The organism is Roseateles sp., from assembly GCF_047654805.1.
GTDB lineage: Bacteria > Pseudomonadota > Gammaproteobacteria > Burkholderiales > Burkholderiaceae_C > Pelomonas.
In genome coordinates, this window is record NZ_JASGIV010000001.1 from 759276 (window position 1) to 782911 (window position 23636).

The following is a 23636-nucleotide window of genomic DNA, read 5'->3' on the forward strand; positions in this document are numbered from 1 at the left end:
TGAGGGAAGGGTCAGCGCAGCAGACTCAGGCACATGCGCTCGAAGTCCATCACGTAGCCGCGCCCCTGGCGCAGCAGGTCCTGGCCCACCGCGCCATGCCTGTCGGTGGCAGCCTTCGACAGCAACACGACCTCGCGCAGTTCGACGGTGCCTTCGCCCAGCCGCAGATCCAGCCGCGGCAGCACTCGCGCCTCCTCGTCGGTGCTCGATCCGCCGGCTCCGCTGAGCGTGTGCGGTCGTGAGACCGCACCCTTCAACAGCTGCGGCGCCTCGTCGACGGCATTACGGAACAGCTGGCTGCTCCCAGCGCCGGTGTCGACGAACAGGCGCAGCGTCTGCCCCGCCGCCTCGCTGTGCGCCAGCAGCAGCGGCTGCACGCCACTCAGGATCAGGTTCGAAGGCCCCGTCGTCGTTGGCGCGGCGGAGCCGAGCGTCAGCTGCTCCCGGCCGTCGTCCACCTCGATGGCCAGACGGCCCAACTGCAGGAACACCGGCAGGCCCAGGATCGCGTCGATCCGGTAGGCCCCGCCGGCAAAGCTGAGCGCGGCGTCCGGCAGCACGATGAACACGACGTCGTGCAGCACGGCGCCGTCCAGCCGCAGATCCTGCGCCACCGCGAAACGGGTGGCCACCGCGTCACGGCTGACGCTGCCGACGCTGGCCTCGGTGTCAAGCATCTGCAGGCCCAGGCGCTTGGCCGCAGAGACGGTCATCGTCGAGAACGCCGCGCCGGTGTCGACGACGAAGTCCTGCGGCCGCTCCGCCACGCTGCCGTCGACGCGAACCAGCCTGGCCGCGTCACGTGTGACGGGCAGGCGCGCCCGGGGCGCCGCCTCCATCCGCATCGGGGGCACCGCCGCCAGGGCGCGCAGGAAGCCCAGGGCCTGCTCACCCGCCTGGTCCAGGGGCTTCACCCGGGCGCTGGCGTCGAGCGCCTGCGCCGCCGCCATATAGCGGCCCTGGCGCGTGCTCAAGGCGGCCAGCTCCTGCAGCGCCGCGGCGCGATCCTGCGGAGCGGTCGCAGCGACGGCCGCCCGCTCCAGCGCGGGTTGCGCCTGGGCGTCCCGGTGGCGCAGCGACAGCGCTACTGCCTGGGCCACGTTCGCCTGCGGCCCTCCGGCCTTGGCCAGCTGTTCCAGCCGTTCCACGTCGTTGGTGGCAAGGGCCTGCTGCAACGAGGCGGGTTCAGCCTGTGCTGGCCCCGCAAGAAGCAGCGCCGCTGCGGCCAGCAGCGCTCGCCACTTGCCGGCAGGCCCCGAAAGAAGAGTCGATCTCACGCTCATGCCGCGGGCTCCGGTTTGTCGCCAACCAGACCGCGCAGCCCGTCGGGCGCGGCGCTCAACAGACTGAAGCGGCGCAGGGGATCTCCCGCACCCTCCGCCAGCGTGGCCGACAAGCGCATCTCCGCGGCCAGGCCGGAGTGATGCAGACAGGCCAAGTAGGCCGAGTCGCTCCAGAAGCCGTGATGCAGCGAAAGCCCGTCGGGCGCCACCAGGGCCAGCAGCACTTCCCGGCCGTCGGCGATCAGCGTGATCTGATGGCCGGGCCAGCGCTCCGCGACGAAGCCCGCGCCCGGCGACAGCACGTGCGTGAAGGGCGCATCGCCCAGCGGCTCGTACGTCGTGCCGCCGACCAGCACGCCGCGCGCCTGCGCCGCCTCCAGCTCAAGGCGCAGCTGCGCCAGTGGCGCGGGAAAGAGATCGAATAGCAGGGTCTCGCGGGCACCGGCAATCAGCGTGCGGGCACGCTCCAGCGCCTGCGCCAGATTCTTCAGCTGGTAGAGGCGGTCTTCCCGCACCGGAGCAAACAGCGCGGAAAGGCGCTGCTCGGCCGCTTGCGCCTGTTCGTCGAACGAATGCCGCAGGCGCGAGAACAGCTCGGCGGGCGGTACCGGCCGGAAGCTGCGTGGCTCGGACTCGTCGCCGATGACCGCGCCCTTCTGGACCAGCGCCGCCAGCGACTGGTAGGTGTTCGCGGCCGCCTTGCCGACGGCTCGCGCCAGCCTGTAGCCTGTCGCCGGCGACTGGGTCAGCAGGGCGCAGTACAGCCGCGACTCCAGCTCGGTGAAGCCGAACGGCACCAGCATCCGGCCTTGATGATCATCATCATTCATTGTTAGTATTGTTTGCAACTAACAAATCGACAGCCATTGGGGAAATCGCTTAGACGGGCTCGCCCAGGGCCGACGTCCAAAGGTGTTGACAAGCCCGTCCGGCCCCACAAAATAAACCATATGGTTAAGTCATACACCCACTCCCTCGACTACACATTCTTTGCACTGGCCGATCCCACGCGTCGCGCCATCCTGGCTCGGCTGTCACAGGGAGAGGCGACGGCGAGTGAACTGGCGAAGCCGTTCGACATGTCGCTCGTCGCCGTGGGCAAGCACCTGCGGCTGCTGGAAACCGCCGGCCTGGTGCGCCGCGACCGCAACGGCCGCACCGTGACCTGCCATCTCGAGGCCACGCCCCTGGCACAGGCCGACGCCTGGCTCGCGGGCTATCGAGCGTTCTGGGACGGCAACATCGCCTCTCTGTCACGCTTCCTCGCGACATGGGGACCGGAGCGTTCCGAATGACCGTTGCACCCAGCGTCGCGCGCGAATACCTGTTGGAGGCGCCCGTCGAAGCTGTGTTCGATGCGTGGACCGACGCCAGCGCGCTGCTGCAGTGGTGGTGCGCGGGCAATGCGCATGCGACGCACGCCGATCTGGATGTCCGCCAAGGCGGCCGCTACGAGATTCGGATGAGCCCCGGTCCCGCGGGCACGCCGCAGATCGTGCGTGGCCTCTACGTCAAGGTCGAACGCCCCCACCGTCTGGTCATGACCTGGCGCGCCGAGGGCACGCCCCACGACAACGGCGACGACAGCCTACTGACCGTCGAGCTGTTCGCTCACGGGCGCGGCACCCGGCTGACGCTGCTGCACGAACGTCTGCCGGCCGCTTCACCGCCGTCCTATGCCCAGGGCTGGGCGCACGTCCTGCATGCACTGTCGCGCTTCCTCGGCCCCCGATAGACCCACCCAACCGCCTCGCCCCGGAAGGAACCTCATGTCACCATCGACCGCTACGCTCCCCTGCATCGCCGCCCTCGGCCTGCTGCTCTTCCTGAGCGGCCTCTACGTCAGCGCCTCGCGCGCGCGCTTCTGGACACTGCACGCTGGCACGGAAGACCCGGCGCATCCGTTGACCAAGGCGGCCCGAGCGCATGGCAACACGGCCGAGTACGCGGCATTCCTCGCGCTGTTGATCTACCTCGTCGGGACCCGGTCCACGGCACCGTGGGTCGGCTGGACCATCGTGGCGGTCACCGCGTCGCGCTATCTATTCCTCGTCGGCATGCTGGCCTCATCGACGCTGGCCAAGCCCCATCCGCTGCGCGCCGTCGGTGCATTCGGCACCTATTTCGGCGGCACCGCGCTGTCCGTGGCGTTGCTCGCAGGCCTGTAGAGCGCCATCATGGATGTGTTTAACGTTCGCCAAACCACCTGGCCAACGGATCAACCGCACAGTTGCGGGCTAGGTGCGAGAGCAGTCGTTCGTGCCCCCACGATGCTTGAGCCGCACGCGAGCACCTGGTTCAGGGGGTGAAGCAGCCGGTCAGAGCCAGCGGACTGGACTGACCGGTCTGCGTGGGCGCCGTCGTTCACCCATTTGCCCGCGAATGACTCAGATCAGCCTGAAGCCGTCGTCGCCGGACGAATGGCCGGCCTGCAGCGGCTGCGGTCCTTCGACTTATCGAACTCGATGCCCGGAAGCGGCCGTTCAACGTTGTAGATCAGCGGGCGGCGAAGCCTTCCGTTGAAGTGAAAGGCTAGACGGAGCTGCGTGCCCCAGTCTAGGTCCTGTAGGTGATGCCTGCCAGCCCTTAGGCGCTTCGCAGAAGGCTCAGAACAGGCGCATCAGTGGGCCTTCCCGAGTCGGAAAGGCGGTCTGTGCCACGTTGCCGATCGCCAAAAATCTGCAGGAGTTCAGCGGCGGGCATCGGTCGCGCAAAAAGATAGCCCTGTCCCTGTGCGCACCCAGCGTCCACCAACGCTGCCTGTTGTTCGGGCTTCTCAACCACGTGCTCTGCCGACTGCCGGCAGGCTCTGGCCCCGGGACCATTGCGCGAGCCGTAGCTAACCTCGTATCCAGGTGGGTTCGCGATATTGATCGGACGCGTGGGCCGGTGTTTGCGGGGCGCTATCACGCACATGAGATCCCCACGGCCGCTGTGCTCCGGCGTGAGGTGCGCATGCTGGCTTGGCGGCCAGTTGCGGCAGGCCTGTGTGCTCGACCCAGCTACTACACAAAGTCATCCTTGCGGGTGTCCCTCGGGATCGAGCGAATGAAGGAGTTCGAGACCAAGGCGCTGGCCAGCGCTTTTGACAGTTCCGTGTTTGGTGCCCGGATGGCCATGCGCGCAGCAATCCGTGGTCGGCCTCCAGCTGTAGAACTTCGGGAATGGGAGCTGAACCACGGCCTTGCGCTCGCCATCGGGTCTGCCGCGTCTTCCGGACCGCTCGTCCGCGAAGTGGACGGCGTTGCTGCCGCTTTCGTAGCAGCCGGCGGCGTTGATGGGATCAACGGCGCACTCAAGCTGTTGGAACGTTGGGTTGGGTCGAAGCTGGGGCTTTGGGAGGGGCAATGCTTGGCGAAAGTCGCCGGCTCGCAGGGCGCGCGTGCGCGAGCCCTCGTGGCCTGTCTCGCGGTGCAAGCCGATGTCTGCTCCGCGGCATTCGTCGCCCGGTACTTCCGTCGCGCAAAGGCGACCTTATGTGAGCAGATGGCGACTGCCCGCCAGCGCCTTGAGGACCAGCAGCTACTTGAGACGCCAATGCTGGACATCCTGGCCGAGGCGGTACGGCTGAAAGGGCGACGCGGCTGCTGTACACATGAGGTCTCGTGTGCAGGCGATGAAGCCGTCCCAGGAGAGAGGTGAGGGTGGCGCGGCGGTCTGCTGTCGCTGCTCAGGACAGGGGAGCGTGCCGGAGCGCCCCGGGATGTACCAAGTCAGCACGTCGCTGGTATCCCCATGGGTATCCCCATGAGCAGGATTTTCAGGCGGACAAAGAAAAACGGGTTAGCGGCCTGAGCTGCTAACCCGTTGATTTCATTGGTAAAAAATGGTCGGGACGGCGGGATTCGAACTCGCGACCCCTTGCACCCCATGCAAGTGCGCTACCAGGCTGCGCTACGCCCCGACTGAGCCAGAAAGTATAACCCAGGAATTCGGGTTCTATCCGAAATCCTGGATCTTTCTCAGAGAAGCGTGGCCCGAATGGCCAGCAGCTCGGCGCGGATCTGTTCCAGCGTGGTGATGGATTCGACGGCCAGCACCGGCAGCGTGATCGAGGCTTCCGCGGCCTTCAGCGGCTGGGCATGCGAAGCCGCCTGGCGCGCCGCCGGAACGTGGGCGAGTGCCGCTGGGGCGTCGTCGTCGACGTCGTCCGCCGAGCCATCGTCATGGGCATCTAGCGCGTGGGCCGCTTCAGCCTCGTCGCGGAAGTTCTGGGCTGCCGCAGGCGGCAGGCCTTCGCTGAGCTGGTTGCGCGCGCCGCTGATCGTGAAGCCCTGGTCGTAGAGCAGGTCGCGGATGCGGCGGATGAGCAGCACCTCGTGGTGCTGGTAGTAGCGCCGGTTGCCGCGCCGTTTCATGGGCTTGAGCTGAGTGAACTCCTGCTCCCAGTAGCGCAGCACGTAGGGCTTCACGCCGCACAGCTCGCTCACCTCACCGATGGTGAAGTAACGTTTGGCGGGGATGGCGGGAAGCGCCTTTTCCATTGCAAATCAACAAGTTCGCGGGGGGAGGGCAGACTCTACTCGAAGTCTTCGCCGGCGGGCGTATCGCCTTGTACTTGCCCCTTGAGTTTGTGGCTGGCGTGGAAGGTGACGACGTTGCGCGCCTTGATGGGGATGGACTCGCCCGTGCGCGGGTTGCGGCCCGGACGCGGCGCCTTGCGGCGGATGTTGAAGTTGCCGAAGCCCGAGAGCTTCACGTCCTGCCCCTTGACGAGGCTGTCGTGCAGGATGTCGAAGAAGGCCTCGACCATGTCCTTGGATTCGCGCTTGTTCAGGCCCAGCTTGTCGAACAGCAGCTCGGCCAGCTCGGCCTTGGTCAGCGTGGGCGTCTCCAGGCTGCCGATGACGACGGCGGCGGTTTCTTTCTTGACGTCGTTTGCGTCCATGTCGTGTTCCTCCTCCAGAGGGTCAGCCGCGCAGGCGGGCGCCGAGTTGGCTGGCGGCGGCCGCCACGATGGCCGCCACGACGGCCTCGATGCGTTCGTCGGTCAGCGTGGCGTCGTCATCCAGCAGTTCCAGGCGCACGGCCAGGCTGCGCTCGTCCGCCTGCAGCTCGGTCGTGGCGCCGGCTGCGGGCTTGAAGACGTCGAACAGCCTGGCCGAGCGCAGCAGTGCGCCGCCGGCCGTGGTGATGGCGCCCATCAGCGCGTCATGGCTGGTGCTGTCCTTCACCACCAGCGCCAGGTCGCGCTGCACGGCCTGCTGGCGCGGGAGCGGCTGGCCCTGCGGCAGCGTGCGGGTCAGCGCGGCGTCCAGGTCCAGCTCGAAGACGACGGGCGCGCCGCCCGTGATCTCGTAGGCCTGGCGCCAGCGCGGGTGCAGTTCGCCGACAACGCCGATGACGGCGCCGTTCAGGCTCACGCGCGCGCTGCGGCCCGGGTGCAGCGCCGGGTGCTCAGCGGCTTCGAAGGTCAGCGTCTGCGGCGCGAACAGTGCTTCCAGGTCGCCCTTGACGTCGAAGAAATCGACGGCGCGGTCGCGCTGGCTCCATTGCTGCTGGTCCGCGGGGCCCCAGGCCAGGCCGCCCAGGCGCAGCGGCTGCTCGATGCCGGCGACGCTCAGCGGGCCGTTGGCGACAGTGGCGTCGCGCTTGAACACGCGGCCAAGCTCGAACACGCGCACGCGCGTCGCGCGGCGGGCCTGGTTGTGGCGCAGCACCTGCACGAGGCTGCCGATCAGGCTGGTACGCATCACCGACAGCGGCGCGGCGATGGGGTTCAGCAGCTTGATCGGGTCGGCGACGCCGGCCAGCTCGCGCTCCCAACGCTCCTCGACGAAGCTGAAGTTGATGGTCTCGAAGTAGTCGCGTGCGGCGACCGCGCGGCGCAGCGCATGCTTGGCCTGGCGCGACTCCGAGCCGGTGCGGCCCACGATGGGCGCCAGCGGCGCGGTGGACGGCAGCGTCGGGTAGCCCAGCACGCGGATGACTTCCTCGATGAGGTCTTCCTCGATCTGGATGTCGAAGCGCCAGCTCGGCGGGGTCACGGTGATGGTGCCGTCAGCCGCCGTGAGCGGCAGGCCCAGGCGCGTGAACACGCCTTCGCACTGCGCCTGCGTCACCGGCATGCCGATCACCTTGGCGGCGCGTGCGACGCGCAGCGTCACGGGCTTGGCCACCGGCACGTTGGGCGACTGGTCGTCCATCGGGCCGACCTTCGTCTCAGGCGTGCCGCAGATGTCGATGATGAGCTGCGTGATGCGCTCGATGTGCTCGACGGTCCTGGACGGATCCACGCCGCGCTCGAAGCGGTGGCCTGCGTCGGTGGAGAAGTTGTAGCGGCGGCCGCGGCCCATCACGGCTTCGGGCCACCAGAACGCGGCCTCGACGTAGACGTTCCTCGTGTCGTCGGACACGGCGGTGTGGTCGCCGCCCATGATGCCGGCCAGGGACTCGACCTCGCGCGCATCGCTGATGACGCCGACCTTCTCGTCGACGGTGATCGTGTTGCCGTTCAGCAGCTTGAGCTGCTCGCCGGCCTTGCCCCAGCGCACGACCAGCTCGCCGCTGATCTTGTCCAGGTCGAAGATGTGCGACGGGCGGCCGTACTCGAACATCACGTAGTTCGAGATGTCCACCAGGGCCGTCACCGAGCGCTGGCCGCAGCGCTCCAGGCGCTGGACCATCCAGGCGGGCGTCGTCGCCTTCGTGTCGATGCCCTTGACGATGCGGCCGGAGAAGCGCCCGCACAGGTCCGTGGCTTCGACGCGCACGGGCAGCTTGTCGTCGAGCGTGGGCTTGACGGCCGGGAACTCGGGCTTGAGCAGCGGCGCGCCGGTCAGCGCGGCGACTTCGCGAGCGATGCTGTAGACGCTCAGGCAGTGGCCCAGGTTGGGCGTGAGCTTCAGCGTGAACAGCGTGTCGTCCAGCGCCAGGTGCTTGCGGATGTCCTCGCCGACGACGGCATCCGGGCCCAGCTCCAGCAGGCCGCCGTGGTCTTCGCTGAGCTTGAGCTCGCGGGCCGAGCACAGCATGCCGAAGCTCTCGACGCCGCGCAGCTTGCCGACACCGATCTTGAAGGGCTTGCCGTCCTCACCCGGGGGCAGTTCCGCACCCACGGTGGCCAGCGGCACCTTGATGCCCGCGCGGGCGTTGGGGGCGCCGCAGACGATCTGCAGCGGCTGCCCGCCGTTGAACTGGCCGCCCGCATTGACCTTGCACACGCGCAGCTTGTCGGCGTTGGGGTGTTGCTCGGCTTCGAGGATTTCGGCGACGACGATGCCGTGGAAGGGCGGCGCGACGGGGCGCAGATCTTCCACTTCCATGCCGGACATGGTCAGCAGCTCGGCCAGTTTTTCGGTGGACAGCGGCGGATTGCAGAACTCGCGCAGCCAGGACTCGGGAAATTGCATAGCTCTTGTGAATTACTTGAACTGCCTGAAGCTGACAGGGCTCAGCGGAACTGAGCCAGGAAGCGGAGGTCGCCGTCGAAGAAGGCGCGCAGGTCGTTCACGCCATAGCGCAGCATGGCCAGGCGGTCGATGCCGGAGCCGAACGCGAAGCCGATGTAGCGCTCGGGGTCCAGGCTCATGTTGCGGATGACCTGCGGGTGCACCTGGCCCGAGCCGGAGACTTCCAGCCAGCGACCCTTCAGCGGGCCGCTCTCGAACATGATGTCGATCTCGGCGCTGGGCTCGGTGAACGGGAAGTAGCTGGGGCGAAAGCGCAGCTGGAGCTGGTCGGTCTCGAAGAAGGCGGTGATGAAGTTCAGGTAGACCGCCTTCAGGTCCTTGAACGAGATGTTCTCGCCCACCCACAGGCCTTCGACCTGGTGGAACATCGGCGAGTGGGTCGCGTCGCTGTCCACGCGGTAGGTGCGGCCCGGCGCGATGACGCGGATCTCGGGCATCGTGTCCTGCCCGGCGTAGCGCTTGGCGTGCGCCTGGGCGTAGCGGATCTGCATCGGGCTGGTGTGCGGGCGCAGGTTCAGCCACGATCCGTTCTCGTCCTTCATGTCGACGTAGAACGTGTCCTGCATGGAGCGGGCAGGGTGGTTCTCGGGGTTGTTCAACGCCGAGAAGCTGTACCAGTCGGTCTCGATCTCGGGCCCGTCGGCGACGTCAAAGCCCATGGAGCCGAAGATGGCCTCGATGCGCTCCATCGCGCGCGTGATCGGGTGCAGGCCGGCGGTGCCGCGGCTGCGCCCGGGCAGCGTGACGTCCAGCGCCTCGGCCTTGAGCTGCTTGTCCAGCTCGGCGGCGGCCAGTGCGTCGCGGCGGGCGGTCAGGGCGGCCTCGATGCCGACCTTGAGCTGGTTGATCTCGGCGCCGCGGGTCTTCTTCTCCTCGATGCTGAGGGCGCCCAGGCCCTTCATCAGTTCGGTCACGCGACCGGACTTGCCGATGTACTTGGCCTTGGCGTTTTCGAGTTCCGCGGGCGTTGGGGCGGCGGCAAAGTCGGCCTGTGCCGCTTGCAGCAAAGCGTCGAGATCAGACATTCGGAATTTGGAATGAAAAAGGGCCGACCCAGTGGGCCGGCCCTCAAAAGTTGCGTATCCCGACGTGAGTCGGGATGGGTCGCAATCAGGCGAGCGCGGCCTTCACCTTGGCGAAGATGCTGGCAAAACCAGCCGGGTCGTTCACGGCCAGATCGGCGAGGACCTTGCGGTCGATCTCGATCTGGGCCTTCTTCAGACCCGCCACGAACTTGCTGTAGGACAGGCCCAGGCCACGCGAGGCGGCGTTGATACGGGCGATCCACAGCTGACGGAACACGCGCTTCTTGGTGCGGCGGTCACGGTAGGCGTATTGGCCCGCCTTCATCACCGCCTGCTTGGCGATGCGGAAGACGTTCTTACGACGACCGCGGAAGCCCTTGGCCAGGGCCAGGACCTTCTTGTGACGGGCGCGAGCGGTAACACCACGTTTGACGCGAGGCATATGTTTCTCCTTCTAGTCTTGGTGGATTACAGGCCGGCGAAAGGCAACATCTGAGCCATGTGGCCCATGTTGGTTTCGTGCACGTTCACAGCGCCGCGCAGCTGACGCTTGTTCTTCGTGGTCTTCTTGGTCAGGATGTGGCGCTTGAACGCCTGACCGCGCTTGACGGTGCCACCCGGACGAACGCGAAAACGCTTTTTCGCGCTGCTCTTGGTCTTCATCTTGGGCATGTGAATGCTCCTTTTAAGTGTGTCCCTGGGGCGGTGGCGGAGAGCCCGTCACGCTTGTTGGCCTCAGGAGACTTGTGAACCCACCGGCGACCAAACCGATGGGTTTAACCTGTATCGATCCCTGCGCTAAAGAATCAACGCTTCTTCGGCGCCAGGACCATGATCATCTGCCGACCCTCGAGCTTCGGCATGTTCTCGACCACTGCCACGTCGGCCAGTTCGTCGCGGATCCGCTCCAGCAGGCGCATGCCGATGTCCTGGTGCGTGATCTCGCGGCCCCGGTAGCGCAGCGTGACCTTGCCCTTGTCGCCGTCTTCGGCGATGAAGCGGCGCAGATTGCGCATCTTGATCTGGTAGTCGCCTTCGTCCGTGCCCGGGCGGAACTTGACTTCCTTGATCTCGATGATCTTTTGCTTGGCCTTGGCTTCAGCGGCGCGCTTTTGTTCCTGGTACTTGAACTTGCCGTAGTCCATCAGCCGGCAGACCGGCGGATTGGCGGTGGCGGAGATCTCGACCAGGTCCACGTCCAGCTCGCCCGCCATGCGCAGGGCTTCCTGGATGCTGACGATCCCGATGGGTTCATTCTCGGGACCGTTCAGACGGACTTCGGGAGCCATGATTTCGCGGTTCAGGCGGTGCTTGCGCTCCGGAATCGCGCGACGGTCGGCAAACGTAGCGATGGTGTGGACCTTTCAACGAGCCCCAAGGCGAGGGGCCCAAACAAAACAAATAGCGCCCGATAGGCTCTTTTAGACCTTGTTTGTGATGTCTGCGGAGATCCTATCGAGGAAGTCCTGCAGGGGCATCACGCCGAGGTCCTGGTTGCCACGGGCGCGTACCGCAACGCTGCCATTCGCCTTTTCCTTGTCACCCACGACGAGGATGTACGGCAGCTTTTGCATGGAATGCTGGCGGATTTTATAGGTGATCTTCTCGTTGCGCAAATCGGCCGAGGCCCTAAGCCCTTGTTTTTGCAGCGATTTCACAATTTCCGCAACGTAATCGGCCTGGGAATCGGTGATGTTGGCCACCACGACCTGCGTCGGCGCGAGCCAGACGGGCAGCGCGCCGGCGTGCTGCTCGATCAGGATGCCGATGAAACGCTCCAGGCTGCCGACGATGGCGCGGTGCAGCATCAGCGGGCGCTTGTGCTCGCCGTCCTCGTCGACGAACGCCGCGTCCAGGCGCTCCGGCATGTTGGGGTCGACCTGGATGGTGCCGCACTGCCATTCGCGGCCCAGCGCGTCCTTGAGCGTGTACTCGATCTTGGGGCCGTAGAAGGCGCCCTCGCCCGGCAGGTAGGTGAAGTCGCAGCCCGACGCGCGCAGGCCCTCGGCCAGCGCGTGCTCGGCCTTGTCCCAGCTCTCCTCGCTGCCGATGCGCTTTTCGGGGCGCGTCGACAGCTTGTAGATGATCTCCGTGAAGCCGAAGTCCTTGTAGACCTTTTGCAGCAGCGCCGTGAAGGCGGTGACCTCGCCTTGGATCTGGTCTTCCGTGCAGAAGATGTGGCCGTCGTCCTGCGTGAAGCCGCGCACGCGCATGATGCCGTGCAGGCCGCCCGTGGGCTCGTTGCGGTGGCACTGGCCGAACTCGCCGAAGCGCAGCGGCAGGTCGCGATAGCTCTTCACGCCCTGCTTGAAGATCAGGATGTGGCCGGGGCAGTTCATCGGCTTGAGCGCGTAGTCGCGCTTCTCCGACTCGGTCACGAACATGTTCTCGCGGTACTTGTCCCAGTGGCCCGTGGCTTCCCACAGCGTCTTGTCGAGCAGCTGCGGGCCCTTGACCTCCTGGTAGCCGTTGTCGCGGTAGACGCGGCGCATGTACTGCTCGACCTCCTGCCAGACCGTCCAGCCCTTGGGGTGCCAGAACACGACGCCGGGCGCATGCTCGTCGATGTGGAAGAGGTCCAGCTCCTTGCCGAGCTTGCGGTGGTCGCGCTTCTCGGCCTCCTCCAGCATCGTCAGGTACTTCTGCAGGTCGTCCTTGCTCGCCCAGGCCGTGCCGTAGACGCGCTGCAGCATCTCGTTGCGGTGGTCGCCGCGCCAGTAGGCGCCGGCCACCTTCATCAGCTTGAAGTGCTTGAGCTTGCCCGTGGAGGGCACGTGCGGGCCGCGGCACAGGTCCTCGAACTTGCCTTCGGCGTACAGCGACACGTCCTGGTCGGCCGGGATGCTCTCGATGATCTCGGCCTTGTAGGCCTCGCCGATGGCCTTGAAGTGGGCCACGGCCTCGTCGCGCGGCAGCACGCGGCGCACGACCTTCTCGTCCTTCTTGGCCAGCTCGGTCATCTTGGACTCGATGGCGGCCAGGTCGTCCGGCGTGAACGGGCGCTTGTACGAGAAGTCGTAATAGAAGCCGTTCTCGATGACCGGGCCGATGGTGACCTGGGCGTCGGGGTAGAGCTCCTTGACGGCATAGGCCAGCAGGTGGGCCGTCGAGTGGCGGATCATGTCCAGGCCGTCGGCGTCCTTGTCCGTGACGATGGACAGCTGCACGTCGTGGTCGATGACGTGGCTCAGGTCGACGACCCGGCCATCCACCTTGCCGCCCAGGGCGGCCTTGGCCAGGCCGGCGCCGATGCTGGCGGCGACGTCGCCGACCGACAGCGGCGCGGGGTACTCACGGCGCGAGCCGTCGGGGAGTTGAATCGAAATCATGGGATGCTCCATTCAGGGGCAGAAATGAAAAAGCGCGGCCACTTGCCGCGCTTTGTTCGTGCCCCGATTGGGAGTGGGGCGAGAAGACGTGACGAGCCGCGGCCGACTAGGTACCGGTGAAGGTGGTCGTAGTTCGCGGTGTCATAACCAGGGTGCCTTTCTCGCTCTTGTGAGGGGAGGGAGCCGTCATTCTAAAGCGGCAGCGCCAAAACCGAGTCGCGCTGGGCCAACGCGGCGAAATCGTCGGCCAGCCGCTGGCTCTGCGCCACGGCGACGTGCCAGCGGCGGCGGCGCTCATCCGCGTCCAGCGTCATGAAGTCGTTGCGGTCGGGCAGCTTGGCGCCGGGCAGGCTGGCGATCCACTCCGGCGACGGGCACAGCAGCACGACGTTGTCGAGGAAGGCCGTCGAGCGATGGCGGTGCTTCAGCGCCTTGTCCAGCCAGCCGGGCACGACCTGGCGCTGGAAGTGCGGGTACAGCACCAGCGGCGCACCGGACGCCTGCAGCGCGCGGTAGTCCAGGTGCAGGTGGTAGTCGGTGATGCCGCCGTCCCAGTAGGCGCCGCGCGGCGCGCCGGGCAGGTCGTGCTGTGCCTTCAGCCAGAAGGGAATGGAGCAGCTGGCCAGCAGCGCGGTGCGCAGGTTGGCGCGCGACAGGTGCACCTCGCGCGTCGTGAAGTCACTGAGCTTGAGCGGCAGGCGCTCGCGCGGGTCGGAGAACACGACGCGCTCCAGGAATCGCCCCAGCAGCGGCCGTGACACCGCGTTGGCCGCGAAAGCGCCGAGATAGCCCAGCGGCGTGCGCAGCCGGCCTTCGCGGGCGAGCAGGCCCATCCCCTTGTTCTGGCCGCGGGATGTGACGATATGCAGGCGCAACCGTGGATGCGTGAGCACCTCGGTCTCGCGGCCCTGGAAGATCTCGCCCAGGATCTCGCCGAAGCGCTGGCTGACGCCTTCGGGCCGCGGGCGCTTCTCGCCCGGCAGCACGTCGTACTCCTGCGTCACATAGGCTTGCGCCATGGCGTCAAAGGCGGGGCCGACATCGCGGTGGGCCAGCGCGGCCGTCGCCATGCGCCAGGCGCCGATGCTGGCTCCGACGAGGTGGACGGTCTGGCGGCTCTGGGGCAGCCAGTGTCCGAAGACATGCCGGTCCAGGCCGTTGAGGATCAGCCCCTTGGGGCCGCCGGCGGCGGCGGGGATCAGGCCCACGTCTTCGGCACGCAGGCCGCGCTCGGCCAGGCGCGCCCGGGCGGCGGGGCCGGCAAATACTTGGAGAGCTGCGGAAGTCATTGCCGCACAAGATAGCCGAGGCCGGCCACGTCGCGTGACACGGCCGCGACGGCGGCCCGGGCGCAGGCCGCAGTGGCCTGCGCCCGGTTCAGGCTCAGAACTTGTGTTCCCAGTTCACCGACCACCAGGCCACGGGCTTGCGCTCGTTGAGGTTGTAGTCGGGCAGGCCGGTGACGGTCACGCGCGAACCCTGCGTGGGCTGGAACTGGCCGCTGGTGGCCACGCGCAGGCTGTCCTTGGGGCCGAGTTGCAGCATCGCGAACGCGTCGAACGAGCGTGCCGGCAGCGAGGACTGGCTCAGCAGCACGGTCTGTTGAACCGTGTACTTGGGCGCGATCTGGCCACTGAAGCCCACGCTCAGCGGCACGCTCTTGAAGCGGTAGTCGGCACCGAAGTTGAACTGCCAGGGCTGCTGGCCCTCCAGCCGGTTGTCGGGGCCGGGGATGTCGGCGACGTGGGAGCGGTACAGGTTCAGCGACGCGCGCAGGCTCAGCGCCGTGGTCGGCTCGAACAGGCCCGGGAACAGCTCGGCGGCACGCCCCTTGATCTCCAGCTCCAGGCCTTGCGTCGTCGCCTTGCTCAGGTTGATGGGCGTGGACACCCAGCGCGCCACGCCGTCCGCCCAATGGGCATCCTCCTTGGGCACTTCCATCAGCGCATTGCGCACGAGGCCGGTGATGCGGCGGTGGAACACACCGACCGAGAACATGCCGCCAGCGGGCAGGTAGCTCTCCCAGGCGAGGTCCAGGCCGGTGGCCAGCTCGGGCTTGAGATTGGGGTTGCCGATTCGGTCGGGCGTGGTCATCGTGTTCGGGCGTGCGTCCGGACCGATGGCGGGGTAGTCGGTGTTGATCGTCGGGCGCGCGATGAGCTGCTGAACGTCGGCCGCCTTGTAGCTGCGCGTCAGGCTGGCGCGCACCATGTCGCGGCCCTTGGGGTCGGGCTTGAAGTTCAGGTGCAGCAGTGGCGTCGTGACCTTGCTGGTGTTGTTGAACTGGCTGCCCACGCCTTCGCTGACGGTCTTGATCTGTTCGTGGCGTACGCCGAAATAGGCGGACCACTGCTTGTTGATCTCCCACTCGTCCTGCGCATAGGCGGCGGTGCGGGTGATGGTGGCATTGAAAGGCTGCCCCTCGATGCCGGGCAGCAGGTCCGCGCCGTTCTCGACCGTGCGGCGCATCTCGTCACGCGTGCGACGCTCGATCTCGCCGCCGACGGTGACCGTGTGGTCTTCGCCCGCATACTGGCTGTACTTGCCGGCCAGCGAGGTCTGGCGGTTGGTGTTGTCGCCCGTGGTCGTGCGCGTGACGGTCTGCACGCCCGCGGCGTTGCGTCCGAGGAAGTCGTACTGGAAGTCCGCGCCGCCGCTTCCCGTGCCGGCACGCAGCTCGATGCGGCGGTCTTCGCCGAAGCGATTGTTGTATTGCAGGTTGATGCGGTTGGCCGCGAAGCTGCCGCGGTTGCGGCTGCTGTCGAGCACGCTGGTCGGCAGCACGCTCTGGCCCGGCGTGGAGGCGAGGATCTGCGTCGTGCCCTCGCCTTCGTTGCGGAAGCGGTTGCGCAGGAAGAAGCCCTGCATGGTCAGCGTCTCGTCGTCGCCGAGCTTCCAGTTCAGGCGCGGCGAAATGTTGACGCCGCGGCCGTAGGAGTGATCGCTGCCTTCCGATGCGAGGTGGGTGGCTCCGGCGTCCCGCACGCGATCGCTTTGGGTCTCGTTGCGGTTGTCCCACTGGAAGAACGAGATCGGCAGCACCAGGCCGATGCCGCCGACGATGCGGTCGCCATAGGTGAAGCTGCCACCGACCGTGGGCTTCTCGTTCGCGTAGGACACGCCCAGGCGCAAGTCCTTCTGCACGACGCGCGGCGCGTCCTTCAGGATGATGTTGAGCGTGCCGGCGATGGCCTGGGCGGTCTGGTCGGCCGTGGGCGCCTTGCTGACCTCCAGGCGCTCGACCTGGGCCGGGTTGAGGTTGTCCAGGCTGAATCCCGGGGGCGCGGGCTCGCCGTTGACCAGGATCTGCGTGTAGGCGCCGCCCAGGCCGCGCATGCGCAGCTGGCCGCCGGAGACGTTGATGCCAGGCAGGCGCTTCAGGACGTCGGAGAGTTGGGTGTCACCGTACTTGTCCAGCTCCTCGCGGCCGTAGAGCTGCTTGGCCACGGGCTGGCGGCGGCGCAGGTCGGTGTCGGTCTGCTGGCGTGTCACGGACACGCGTTCGAGCTGGTTGCCTTGCGTCGGCGGCGTGGATGCGCGATCGACCTCCTGCTGGGCCAGGACCAGGGCAGGGCTGAGCAGAAGCAGCGAGGCGAGGGCGGGGGTTTTCAAAAAGAGACTCCGGGGGTTTGAGGCGGTGCGCACCATAGTGGCGATGCCCGGCTCATGCGGCCGCGTTGCGACCAGTTGCGGTTTCGGTGGCATCAATCGACGGCCCGGGGGGCGGGTGGCGATGATGACGGCGCTGTGTGTCAGTGCCTGAGCTCCAGGGTCAGCGCTTGAGCTTGGCGAAGGCCGCGGCCATCGCGTTGCCGCCGGCGGGTGCCGAATCGCGCGAACCGCCGCCGTGGGGGCGCTCGTTACGGGCGGCTGGCCGGAAGCTGTTGTCCTGCTTCGGGCCGCGCGGTGCCTGTGCGTCCAGTTTCATCGTCAGCGAGATGCGCTGTCGGGCCAGGTCGACCTCCAGCACCTTGACCTTGACGATGTCGCCCGTCTTGACCACCTCGCGGGCGTCGTTGACGAACTTGTTGGACAGCTGGCTGACGTGGATCAGCCCATCTTGGTGCACGCCCAGGTCGACGAAGGCGCCGAACTGCGCGACGTTGCTGACCGTACCTTCGAGCAGCATGCCGGGCTGCAGGTCCTTCACGTCCTCGACACCGTCGTTGAAGCGGGCCACCTTGAAGTCCGGGCGCGGGTCGCGGCCGGGTTTTTCCAGCTCGGCCAGCACGTCCTTGACCGTGATCGCACCGAACTTGTCGTCGGCCAGCAATTCGGGCTTGAGCGTGCGCAACACCTCGCTGCGGCCGATGACCTCCTCGGCGGGACGCTTCAGTGCGCTGAGCGCACGCTCGACGATGGCGTAGGTCTCGGGGTGGACGCCCGAGAAGTCCAGCGGGTTGTCGCCGCCGCGGATGCGCAGGAAGCCGGCCGACTGCTCAAAGGTCTTGGGCCCGAGGCCCGCCACGTCCAGCAGCTGCTGGCGGTTCCTGAAGGCGCCGTTGGCGTCGCGCCAGCGCACGATGCTGCTGGCCACCGAGGCCGACAGCCCCGAGACGCGCGCGAGCAGCGCGCTGGACGCAGTGTTCAGGTCCACGCCGACCTTGTTCACGCAGTCCTCGACCACGGCGTCCAGCGCACGCGCCATCTCGCTTTGGTTGACGTCGTGCTGGTACTGGCCCACGCCGATGCTCTTGGGGTCGATCTTGACCAGCTCGGCCAGCGGGTCCTGCAGCCGGCGCGCGATGGACACGGCGCCGCGCAGGCTGACGTCCAGGTCCGGCAGCTCCTTGGAGGCGAACTCGGACGCCGAGTACACCGAGGCGCCGGCCTCGCTGACGACGACGCGTTCGATCTTCACGCTGGCGTCCAGCGCCTGCAGCTTCTTGATCAGCTCGCCGGCCAGCTTGTCGGTCTCGCGGCTGGCGGTGCCATTGCCGATGGCGATGAGGTTGACGCCGTGCGTTGCGCACAGCTTGGCCAGCGTGTGCAGTGAGCCATCCCAGTCGCGGCGCGGCTCGTGCGGGTAGACGGTCGCGGTATCCAGGACACGGCCGGTTTCCGAGACGACCGCCACCTTCACGCCGGTGCGGATGCCCGGGTCCAGCCCCATGACGACGCGCTTGCCGGCCGGCGCGGCCAGCAGCAGGTCGCGCAGGTTCTCCGCGAACACCTTGATCGCGGTGGCCTCGGCGGCCTCGCGCAGGCGGGCGAACAGGTCTCGCTCCAGGCTCAGGGAGAGCTTGACCTTCCAGGTCCAGGCAACGGTCTTGCGGATCAGCTCGTCGGCCGGTCGGCTGGCATGGCGCCAGCCCAGGTGCGAGGCGATACGGCCCTCGGCCAGGCCGGGCTTGCCGGCCACGGGCTCCTCGTCCAGCACCAGCTTGGCGTCCAGCAGCTCCTGGGTGCGGCCGCGGAACACGGCCAGCGCGCGGTGCGAGGGGACGGTGCGGATGGGCTCGGCGTAGTCGAAGTAGTCGCGGAACTTGGCGTTGTCCGGCGTGTCCGGGCTCTTGCCGTCCATGATCTTGGACTGGAACAGGCCCTCGGCCCACAGCCACTCGCGCAGCTTGCCCACCAGCACGGCGTCCTCGGCCCAGCGCTCGGAGAGCAGGTCGCGCACGCCGTCCAGCACGGCGAAGGCGTCGGCGAAGCCGGCCTCGGCGTTGATGAACCTGGCGGCCTCGGCCTGCGGGTCCAGCGTCGGGTCGGCGAACAGCTGGTCGGCCAGCGGCTCGAGGCCCGCTTCGCGGGCGATCATGCCCTTGGTGCGGCGCTTGGGCTTGTAGGGCAGGTAGATGTCTTCGAGCTCTTGCTTGGTGGGCGCGGCGCGTACGGCGGCCTCCAGCTCGGGCGTCAGCTTGCCTTGCTCGGCGATGCTCTTGAGCACGGCCTCGCGGCGTTCGGCCAGTTCGCGCAGATAGGCCAGGCGCGCGTCCAGCTCGCGCAGCTGGATGTCGTCGAGGCCGTCGGTGGCCTCCTTGCGGTAGCGGGCGATGAAGGGCACGGTGGCCCCGCCGTCGAGCAGCTCGACGGCGGCCTGCACCTGGGCGGGCCGCACCTTCAACTCGGCGGCAATCTGGGAAACGATCAACTTGTCCAAAACTGGCCCTCGGGACGGCTCTTCAGCGCGGCAAAAAACGCGCGATTTTGCCAGGGCCTCAGCGGCCCGTGCCGCCCTGGCGCCAACGCTCCTGGATGGCCCTGGCCACGCCGTTGGCGTTGATGACTCTCATGCCTTCGTCGAAGGCCGCCAGGGCCGCGCGCGCGTCGGGGTGCTGGCGCGAGAAGGTCGTGTAGATGCCGAAGTAGCTCAGCGCGCCGACGACCTTGAACTGGCCGACCATCTCCGGGCGGCGCACCAGCAGCGCGCGGGTGTTGGCCTCCGGGGCCAGGGTGTAGCGGGCCCGGCCGCGCAGCACGACCTGGAAGTTGTTCTCGTCGTGGCTGGTGACGACGCGCAGCACGCGGGGGTTGGCGTCGAACTCGCTGCCGTACTCGTAGCCCCGCGTGACGGCCACCTGCTGGCCTTCCAGGTCGCGCACCTGCAGCGGCGGGCCGGTGTGCGGATCATCGGCACGGGCGTAGATCAGGAAGCGCTCGTTGAACATCGGCTTGGCCGGCCAGAGGTAGTCGTTCTCGATCAGCGCGGTGCGCGTCGTGTTGAAGCAACCCGCCAGCATGCCGTTGCGCGTCTGCGCCATGCAGCGCGCATAGGGCAGCAGTTCGAACTTCACCTCGACGCCCATGGCCGCGAAGGCCGCGGTGACGAGTTCCACCGTCATGCCCTGGGCGCGGCCATCGCGCTCGCCGGAGTAGGGGAACCAGTCGTTCTCGGCGCCGATGGTGACCCGCGCAAGCCGTCCCGCCGGCTGGGCCGCCGCGGTGGCGGCCAGCGGAGCCAAGGCGTGGGACAGCAGCAGGTCGCGCCGCCGCAGGAGTTTCATGCGGCGCGCAGCCAACGTGTCAGGCCAAGGGCCGCGGCGCGGCCGCTGGCGAAGCTGGCCGTGAGCAGGTAGCCGCCGGTGGGCGCCTCCCAGTCCAGCATCTCGCCGGCGACGAAGACGCCGGGTAGCGCGGCCAGCATCAGCTCGCCGGTCAGCGCCTCAAAGCGCACACCGCCCGCGGTGCTGATCGCCTCGGCGACCGGGCGCGGCGCCTGCAGCGTCAGCGGCAGGCGCTTGAGCGCGGCGGCGAGCTGGGTCGGGTCCAGCATCTGCTCGCGCGTCAGCAATTCGTGCAGCAGGCCCAGCTTCAGCGCACCCAGGTTCAGCCGGCTCTTCAGGTGAGACGACAGGGAGCGGCTGCCGCGCGGATGGCGCACCTCGGCGAGCACGCGCTCGGGCGTGAGCTGAGGCAGCAGGTCCAGCACCAGCGTGGCCTGTCCCAGGCGCGCGAGCTGTTCGCGCAGTGCGCTGCTCGCGGCGTAGACGAGCGAGCCCTCGATGCCGGTGGCTGTGATGACGAACTCGCCGGGACGGGCGGCGAAGCCCTCGGTGGCCAGCGCCACGGGCTTGACCGGCTGGCCGGCGAACTCGGCGGCGAAGCGCTCGCTCCAGCCCGGCGCCGCCGGATGGGCCGCGGTGGCGCCGACGTCGAAGCCGCAGTTGGACGGCTGCAGCGGCGCGACGTCCACGCCCCGGGCGGCCAGCCAGGGGGCCCAGGCACCGTCCGAGCCCAGCTGCGGCCAGGAGGCGCCGCCCAGGGCCAGCAGCGTCGCGCCGGGTGACACCCGGCGTTCGCCGTCGGGCGTGTCAAAGCGCAGCGCACCGTCCTCGGTCCAGCCCGTCCAGCGGTGGCGCATCGCGAACTTCACGCCGGCCGCGCGCAGCCGGTGCAGCCAGGCGCGCAGCAACGGCGCCGCCTTCAAGTCCTTGGGGAAGACGCGGCCCGAGGTGCCCACGAAGGTGTCGACGCCGAGTCCGGCGGCCCAGGCGCGCAGCGCGTCGGCGTCGAAGCCGCGCAGCAGCGGCTCGATCTGGGCGGCGCGTGCGCCGAAGCGGCCGACGAAGGGTTCGAAGGCCTCGGAATGGGTCAGGTTCAGGCCGCCCTTGCCGGCGAGCAGGAACTTGCGGCCGACGCTGGGCTTGGCGTCGTAGACGGTCACGGCGTGGCCGGCCGCGGCCAGCACCTCGGCGGCCATCAGGCCGGCGGGGCCGCCGCCGACGACGGCGATGGAAATCGGGGAGCTCATGCCCCGATTGTCCCTGCCGGTTTACTCGCCGCGGAGCTTGGCCTTCAGGGCTTCGCCAATGTCAGGCCGCGCGGCATAGGGATCGGTCGGATTGCGCTGCAGCATCGCGTCTTCCATCCGCGTCTGCACGCCGGCCAGGGCCTTGGGGTGGCTGAAGATCCAGAACCTGTTGTGGTCGATGGCGTCGAACACCATGGCCGCCACGTCGGCCGCGCTCAGCTTGCCGGAGGACACTGCCTTGTCGGTCTGCGCCTGCGAGACGAGCTGGCTGACTGTGGGCCTGTTGCCGGGCATGTCGCTCGGGCGGTTGCGGTGGCTCTGGCTGATGCCGGTGGGCACGTAGAAAGGGCAGAGCACCGAGGCGTGCACCTGCTCGGTGACCAGGGCCAGGTCGTGATGCAGCGTCTCGGTGAGCGCGACCACGGCGGCCTTGCTGACGTTGTAGACGCCGGATACGGGCGGCACCAGCAGGCCGGCCATGGATGCCGTATTGACGATGTGGCCCGAGTAGGCCGGATCGGCCTTGGCGGCGGCCAGCATCATGGGCGTGAACAGGCGCACGCCATGCACGACGCCCATCACGTTGACGCCCATGACCCAGTCCCAGTCGCTGAGGGCGTTCTCCCAGATCAGGCCGCCGGAGCCCACGCCGGCGTTGTTGAAGACGAAGTGCGGCGCGCCGAAGCGCTGCTGCACCGCGTCGGCCAGCGCCTGCATCGCGTCGGCCCTGGCCACGTCGACGACGCGGGCCAGCACCTCGACGTCCTTGAACTCGGCCACGGCCTTGTCCAGTGCGTCGGCCTGCACGTCGACGAGGACGAGATTCATGCCGCGCCGGGCGGCGATGCGGGCGGTTTCCAGGCCGAAGCCCGAGCCGGCGCCGGTGATGACGGCGGTTTGCTTCTTGGTCATTGGGGGGTCTCCTTGCGCATCTCCTGGTGCGGGATGCCGTCTTCCATGTATTGCTCGCCCACGGGCGTGAAGCCGAAGCTGCCGTAGAAGCGCTCCAGGTGGGCCTGGGCGTGCAGCGTGACGGGGTGGGCCGGCCACAGGCGCCCGCACTGCGCGAGCGCCTCGGCCATCAGCGCGCGACCGACCCCGCCGCTGCGGGCGGACGGTGCCGTGACGACGCGGCCGATGAGGGCGTCGGGGGCCTTCAGGCCGGGCGGGATGAGCCGCGCGTAGGCCATGAGCCGGCCGTCATCGCCGCAGCCCAGCAGATGCCAGGTCTGCGGATCGACGCCGTCGATGTCGAGGAACACGCAGTTCTGCTCGACGACGAAGACCTCCGAGCGCAGGGCCAGCAGCTCATAGAGCTGGCGCACGCCCAGTTCGTCGAACGGCACGCAGTGCCAGCGCATCAGACCAGCTTGACGAGCTGCTTGCCGAAGTTGCGGCCCTTGAGCAGGCCCATGAAGGCCTCGGGCGCGGCGGCGATGCCGTCGGCGACGGACTCGCGGTACTTCAGCTTGCCCGTGGCCACCAGCCCGCCCAGCTCCTTCAGCGCCTCGGGCCACACGTCCATGTGCTCGGAGACGATGAAGCCCTCGACCTTCATGCGGTTGGTGAGGATGAGCTGGGGGTACTGCAGCGGGATGGGCTCGCCGTTGTAGCCCGAGATCATGCCGCACATGGCGATGCGGCTGAAGGCGTTGGCGCGCAGCAGCACGGCGTCCAGCGTCATGCCGCCGACGTTCTCGAAATAGCCGTCGATGCCGTTCGGGCATTCGGCCTTCAGGGCGGCGGACAGCGACTTCAGGTCGGGGTGCTGCTTGTAGTCGACGCAGGCGTCAAAGCCCAGCTCCTCGACCACATAGCGGCACTTGTCGGCGCCGCCGGCCAGGCCCACCGCGCGGCAGCCGCGCGCCTTGGCCAACTGGCCCACCACCGAGCCCACGGCACCGCTGGCGGCGCTCACCACCACGGTCTCGCCGGCCTTGGGGTTGATGATCTTCACGAGGCCGTACCAGGCGGTCACGCCCGGCATGCCGACCGGGCCGAGGTAGGCCGACAGGGGGATGTGCGTGGTGTCGACCTTGCTCAGCACGCCGCGCTGCGTGGCGTCCACGGTCTGGAACTCCTGCCAGCCACCCATGCCCACCACCTTGTCGCCCACCGCGAAGTTGGCGTTCCTCGACTCGACCACCTCGCCGACGGTGCCGCCGATCATGACCTCGTCCAGCGCCTGGGCGGCCGCGTAGCTCTTGCTGTCGTTCATGCGGCCGCGCATGTACGGGTCCAGGCTGAGGAAGTGGTTGCGCACCCGCACCTGGCCATCGGCCAGCGGCGCGAGCGGCGTCTCGACGAGGCGGAAGTTGTCGGGGCTGACCTCGCCCTTGGGACGGGAGGCGAGCAGGATTTGGCGGTTGGTCTGGCTCATGATGGTGGCGGTG

At 68.0% G+C, this 23636-nt stretch carries 22 protein-coding genes and 1 tRNA gene; 4 read left to right on the forward strand and 19 right to left on the reverse strand.

Translation table 11 applies throughout. The features are described 5' to 3' along the window. Positions 1–11 precede the first annotated feature (11 nt). Together QM732_RS03395 and QM732_RS03400 are read right to left on the reverse strand one after the other, a co-directional pair. Positions 12–1283: an aspartyl protease family protein gene (locus QM732_RS03395; RefSeq protein ID WP_415654789.1), complete on the reverse strand. Its 1272-nt coding sequence runs from the start codon at positions 1281–1283 to the stop codon at positions 12–14. After that, entirely contained in the window at positions 1280–2113 is an 834-nt protein-coding gene (locus QM732_RS03400; RefSeq protein WP_415654790.1) for a TrmB family transcriptional regulator, read from the reverse strand. Before QM732_RS03400 ends, QM732_RS03395 begins: the two co-directional genes overlap by 4 nt. A gap of 120 nt (positions 2114–2233) precedes the next feature. On the opposite strand from QM732_RS03400, the gene QM732_RS03405 reads away from it, so the two are divergent. The 4 genes from QM732_RS03405 to QM732_RS03420 all read left to right on the forward strand — a co-directional run bounded on the left by QM732_RS03405 (position 2234) and on the right by QM732_RS03420 (position 4925). Next, positions 2234–2578 (forward strand): ArsR/SmtB family transcription factor, encoded by a 345-nt coding sequence (locus QM732_RS03405; RefSeq protein ID WP_415654791.1) that lies wholly within the window; start codon positions 2234–2236, stop codon positions 2576–2578. Next, on the forward strand, positions 2575–3018 hold the full coding sequence (locus tag QM732_RS03410; RefSeq protein ID WP_415654792.1) for an SRPBCC family protein: 444 nt from the start codon (positions 2575–2577) through the stop codon (positions 3016–3018). Before QM732_RS03405 ends, QM732_RS03410 begins: the two co-directional genes overlap by 4 nt. 34 nt (positions 3019–3052) lie before the next feature. Continuing rightward, positions 3053–3451: an MAPEG family protein gene (locus QM732_RS03415; RefSeq protein WP_415654793.1), complete on the forward strand. Its 399-nt coding sequence runs from the start codon at positions 3053–3055 to the stop codon at positions 3449–3451. An 880-nt stretch (positions 3452–4331) separates the two neighbouring features. Next, positions 4332–4925, forward strand: a complete 594-nt coding sequence (locus QM732_RS03420) for a hypothetical protein (protein WP_415654794.1) — start codon at positions 4332–4334, stop codon at positions 4923–4925. Between the two features lie 185 nt (positions 4926–5110). Here QM732_RS03420 and QM732_RS03425 read toward each other — a convergent pair. The 17 genes from QM732_RS03425 to QM732_RS03505 form a co-directional block, all read right to left on the reverse strand. Continuing rightward, positions 5111–5187, reverse strand: a tRNA-Pro gene (locus QM732_RS03425). A 58-nt stretch (positions 5188–5245) separates the two neighbouring features. Beyond that, positions 5246–5767 carry a MerR family transcriptional regulator gene (locus QM732_RS03430; RefSeq protein WP_415654795.1) on the reverse strand — a complete coding sequence of 174 codons (522 nt, stop codon included), beginning with the start codon at positions 5765–5767 and terminating at the stop codon, positions 5246–5248. A 35-nt stretch (positions 5768–5802) separates the two neighbouring features. After that, the gene (locus QM732_RS03435) at positions 5803–6171 is read right to left on the reverse strand and encodes an integration host factor subunit alpha (RefSeq protein ID WP_415654796.1); all 369 of its coding nucleotides are present in this window, start codon (positions 6169–6171) and stop codon (positions 5803–5805) included. A gap of 22 nt (positions 6172–6193) precedes the next feature. Then, positions 6194–8635 carry a phenylalanine--tRNA ligase subunit beta gene (gene pheT, locus QM732_RS03440; protein WP_415654797.1) on the reverse strand — a complete coding sequence of 814 codons (2442 nt, stop codon included), beginning with the start codon at positions 8633–8635 and terminating at the stop codon, positions 6194–6196. Positions 8636–8676: 41 nt separating this feature from the next. Continuing rightward, on the reverse strand, positions 8677–9720 hold the full coding sequence (gene pheS / locus QM732_RS03445) for a phenylalanine--tRNA ligase subunit alpha (protein ID WP_415654798.1): 1044 nt from the start codon (positions 9718–9720) through the stop codon (positions 8677–8679). A gap of 85 nt (positions 9721–9805) precedes the next feature. After that, on the reverse strand, positions 9806–10162 hold the full coding sequence (gene rplT, locus QM732_RS03450; RefSeq protein ID WP_025564000.1) for a 50S ribosomal protein L20: 357 nt from the start codon (positions 10160–10162) through the stop codon (positions 9806–9808). 26 nt (positions 10163–10188) lie between these two features. After that, a complete protein-coding gene (gene rpmI, locus QM732_RS03455; protein WP_028601240.1) occupies positions 10189–10392 on the reverse strand; it encodes a 50S ribosomal protein L35 in 204 nt (67 codons plus the stop codon). 134 nt (positions 10393–10526) lie between these two features. Next, complete coding sequence (gene infC, locus QM732_RS03460) at positions 10527–11072, reverse strand: translation initiation factor IF-3 (RefSeq protein WP_415659334.1); 546 nt, start codon at positions 11070–11072, stop codon at positions 10527–10529. Positions 11073–11141: 69 nt separating this feature from the next. Further along, positions 11142–13049 carry a threonine--tRNA ligase gene (thrS, locus tag QM732_RS03465; protein WP_415654799.1) on the reverse strand — a complete coding sequence of 636 codons (1908 nt, stop codon included), beginning with the start codon at positions 13047–13049 and terminating at the stop codon, positions 11142–11144. A gap of 191 nt (positions 13050–13240) precedes the next feature. After that, on the reverse strand, positions 13241–14338 hold the full coding sequence (locus QM732_RS03470) for a patatin-like phospholipase family protein (protein ID WP_415654800.1): 1098 nt from the start codon (positions 14336–14338) through the stop codon (positions 13241–13243). 94 nt (positions 14339–14432) lie between these two features. Further along, positions 14433–16661 (reverse strand): TonB-dependent receptor plug domain-containing protein, encoded by a 2229-nt coding sequence (locus QM732_RS03475; RefSeq protein ID WP_415654801.1) that lies wholly within the window; start codon positions 16659–16661, stop codon positions 14433–14435. Between the two features lie 160 nt (positions 16662–16821). After that, complete coding sequence (locus tag QM732_RS03480; RefSeq protein ID WP_415654802.1) at positions 16822–19152, reverse strand: Tex family protein; 2331 nt, start codon at positions 19150–19152, stop codon at positions 16822–16824. Positions 19153–19210: 58 nt separating this feature from the next. Further along, positions 19211–19996, reverse strand: a complete 786-nt coding sequence (locus QM732_RS03485; protein ID WP_415654803.1) for a substrate-binding periplasmic protein — start codon at positions 19994–19996, stop codon at positions 19211–19213. Beyond that, a complete protein-coding gene (locus QM732_RS03490) occupies positions 19993–21243 on the reverse strand; it encodes an NAD(P)/FAD-dependent oxidoreductase (protein ID WP_415654804.1) in 1251 nt (416 codons plus the stop codon). Before QM732_RS03490 ends, QM732_RS03485 begins: the two co-directional genes overlap by 4 nt. A 21-nt stretch (positions 21244–21264) precedes the next feature. Beyond that, positions 21265–22155 carry an SDR family oxidoreductase gene (locus QM732_RS03495; RefSeq protein ID WP_415654805.1) on the reverse strand — a complete coding sequence of 297 codons (891 nt, stop codon included), beginning with the start codon at positions 22153–22155 and terminating at the stop codon, positions 21265–21267. Then, a complete protein-coding gene (locus QM732_RS03500) occupies positions 22152–22604 on the reverse strand; it encodes a GNAT family N-acetyltransferase (RefSeq protein WP_415654806.1) in 453 nt (150 codons plus the stop codon). Before QM732_RS03500 ends, QM732_RS03495 begins: the two co-directional genes overlap by 4 nt. Further along, on the reverse strand, positions 22604–23623 hold the full coding sequence (locus QM732_RS03505; RefSeq protein WP_415654807.1) for an NADP-dependent oxidoreductase: 1020 nt from the start codon (positions 23621–23623) through the stop codon (positions 22604–22606). The genes QM732_RS03500 and QM732_RS03505 overlap by 1 nt, the downstream gene beginning before the upstream one ends. Positions 23624–23636 lie beyond the last annotated feature (13 nt).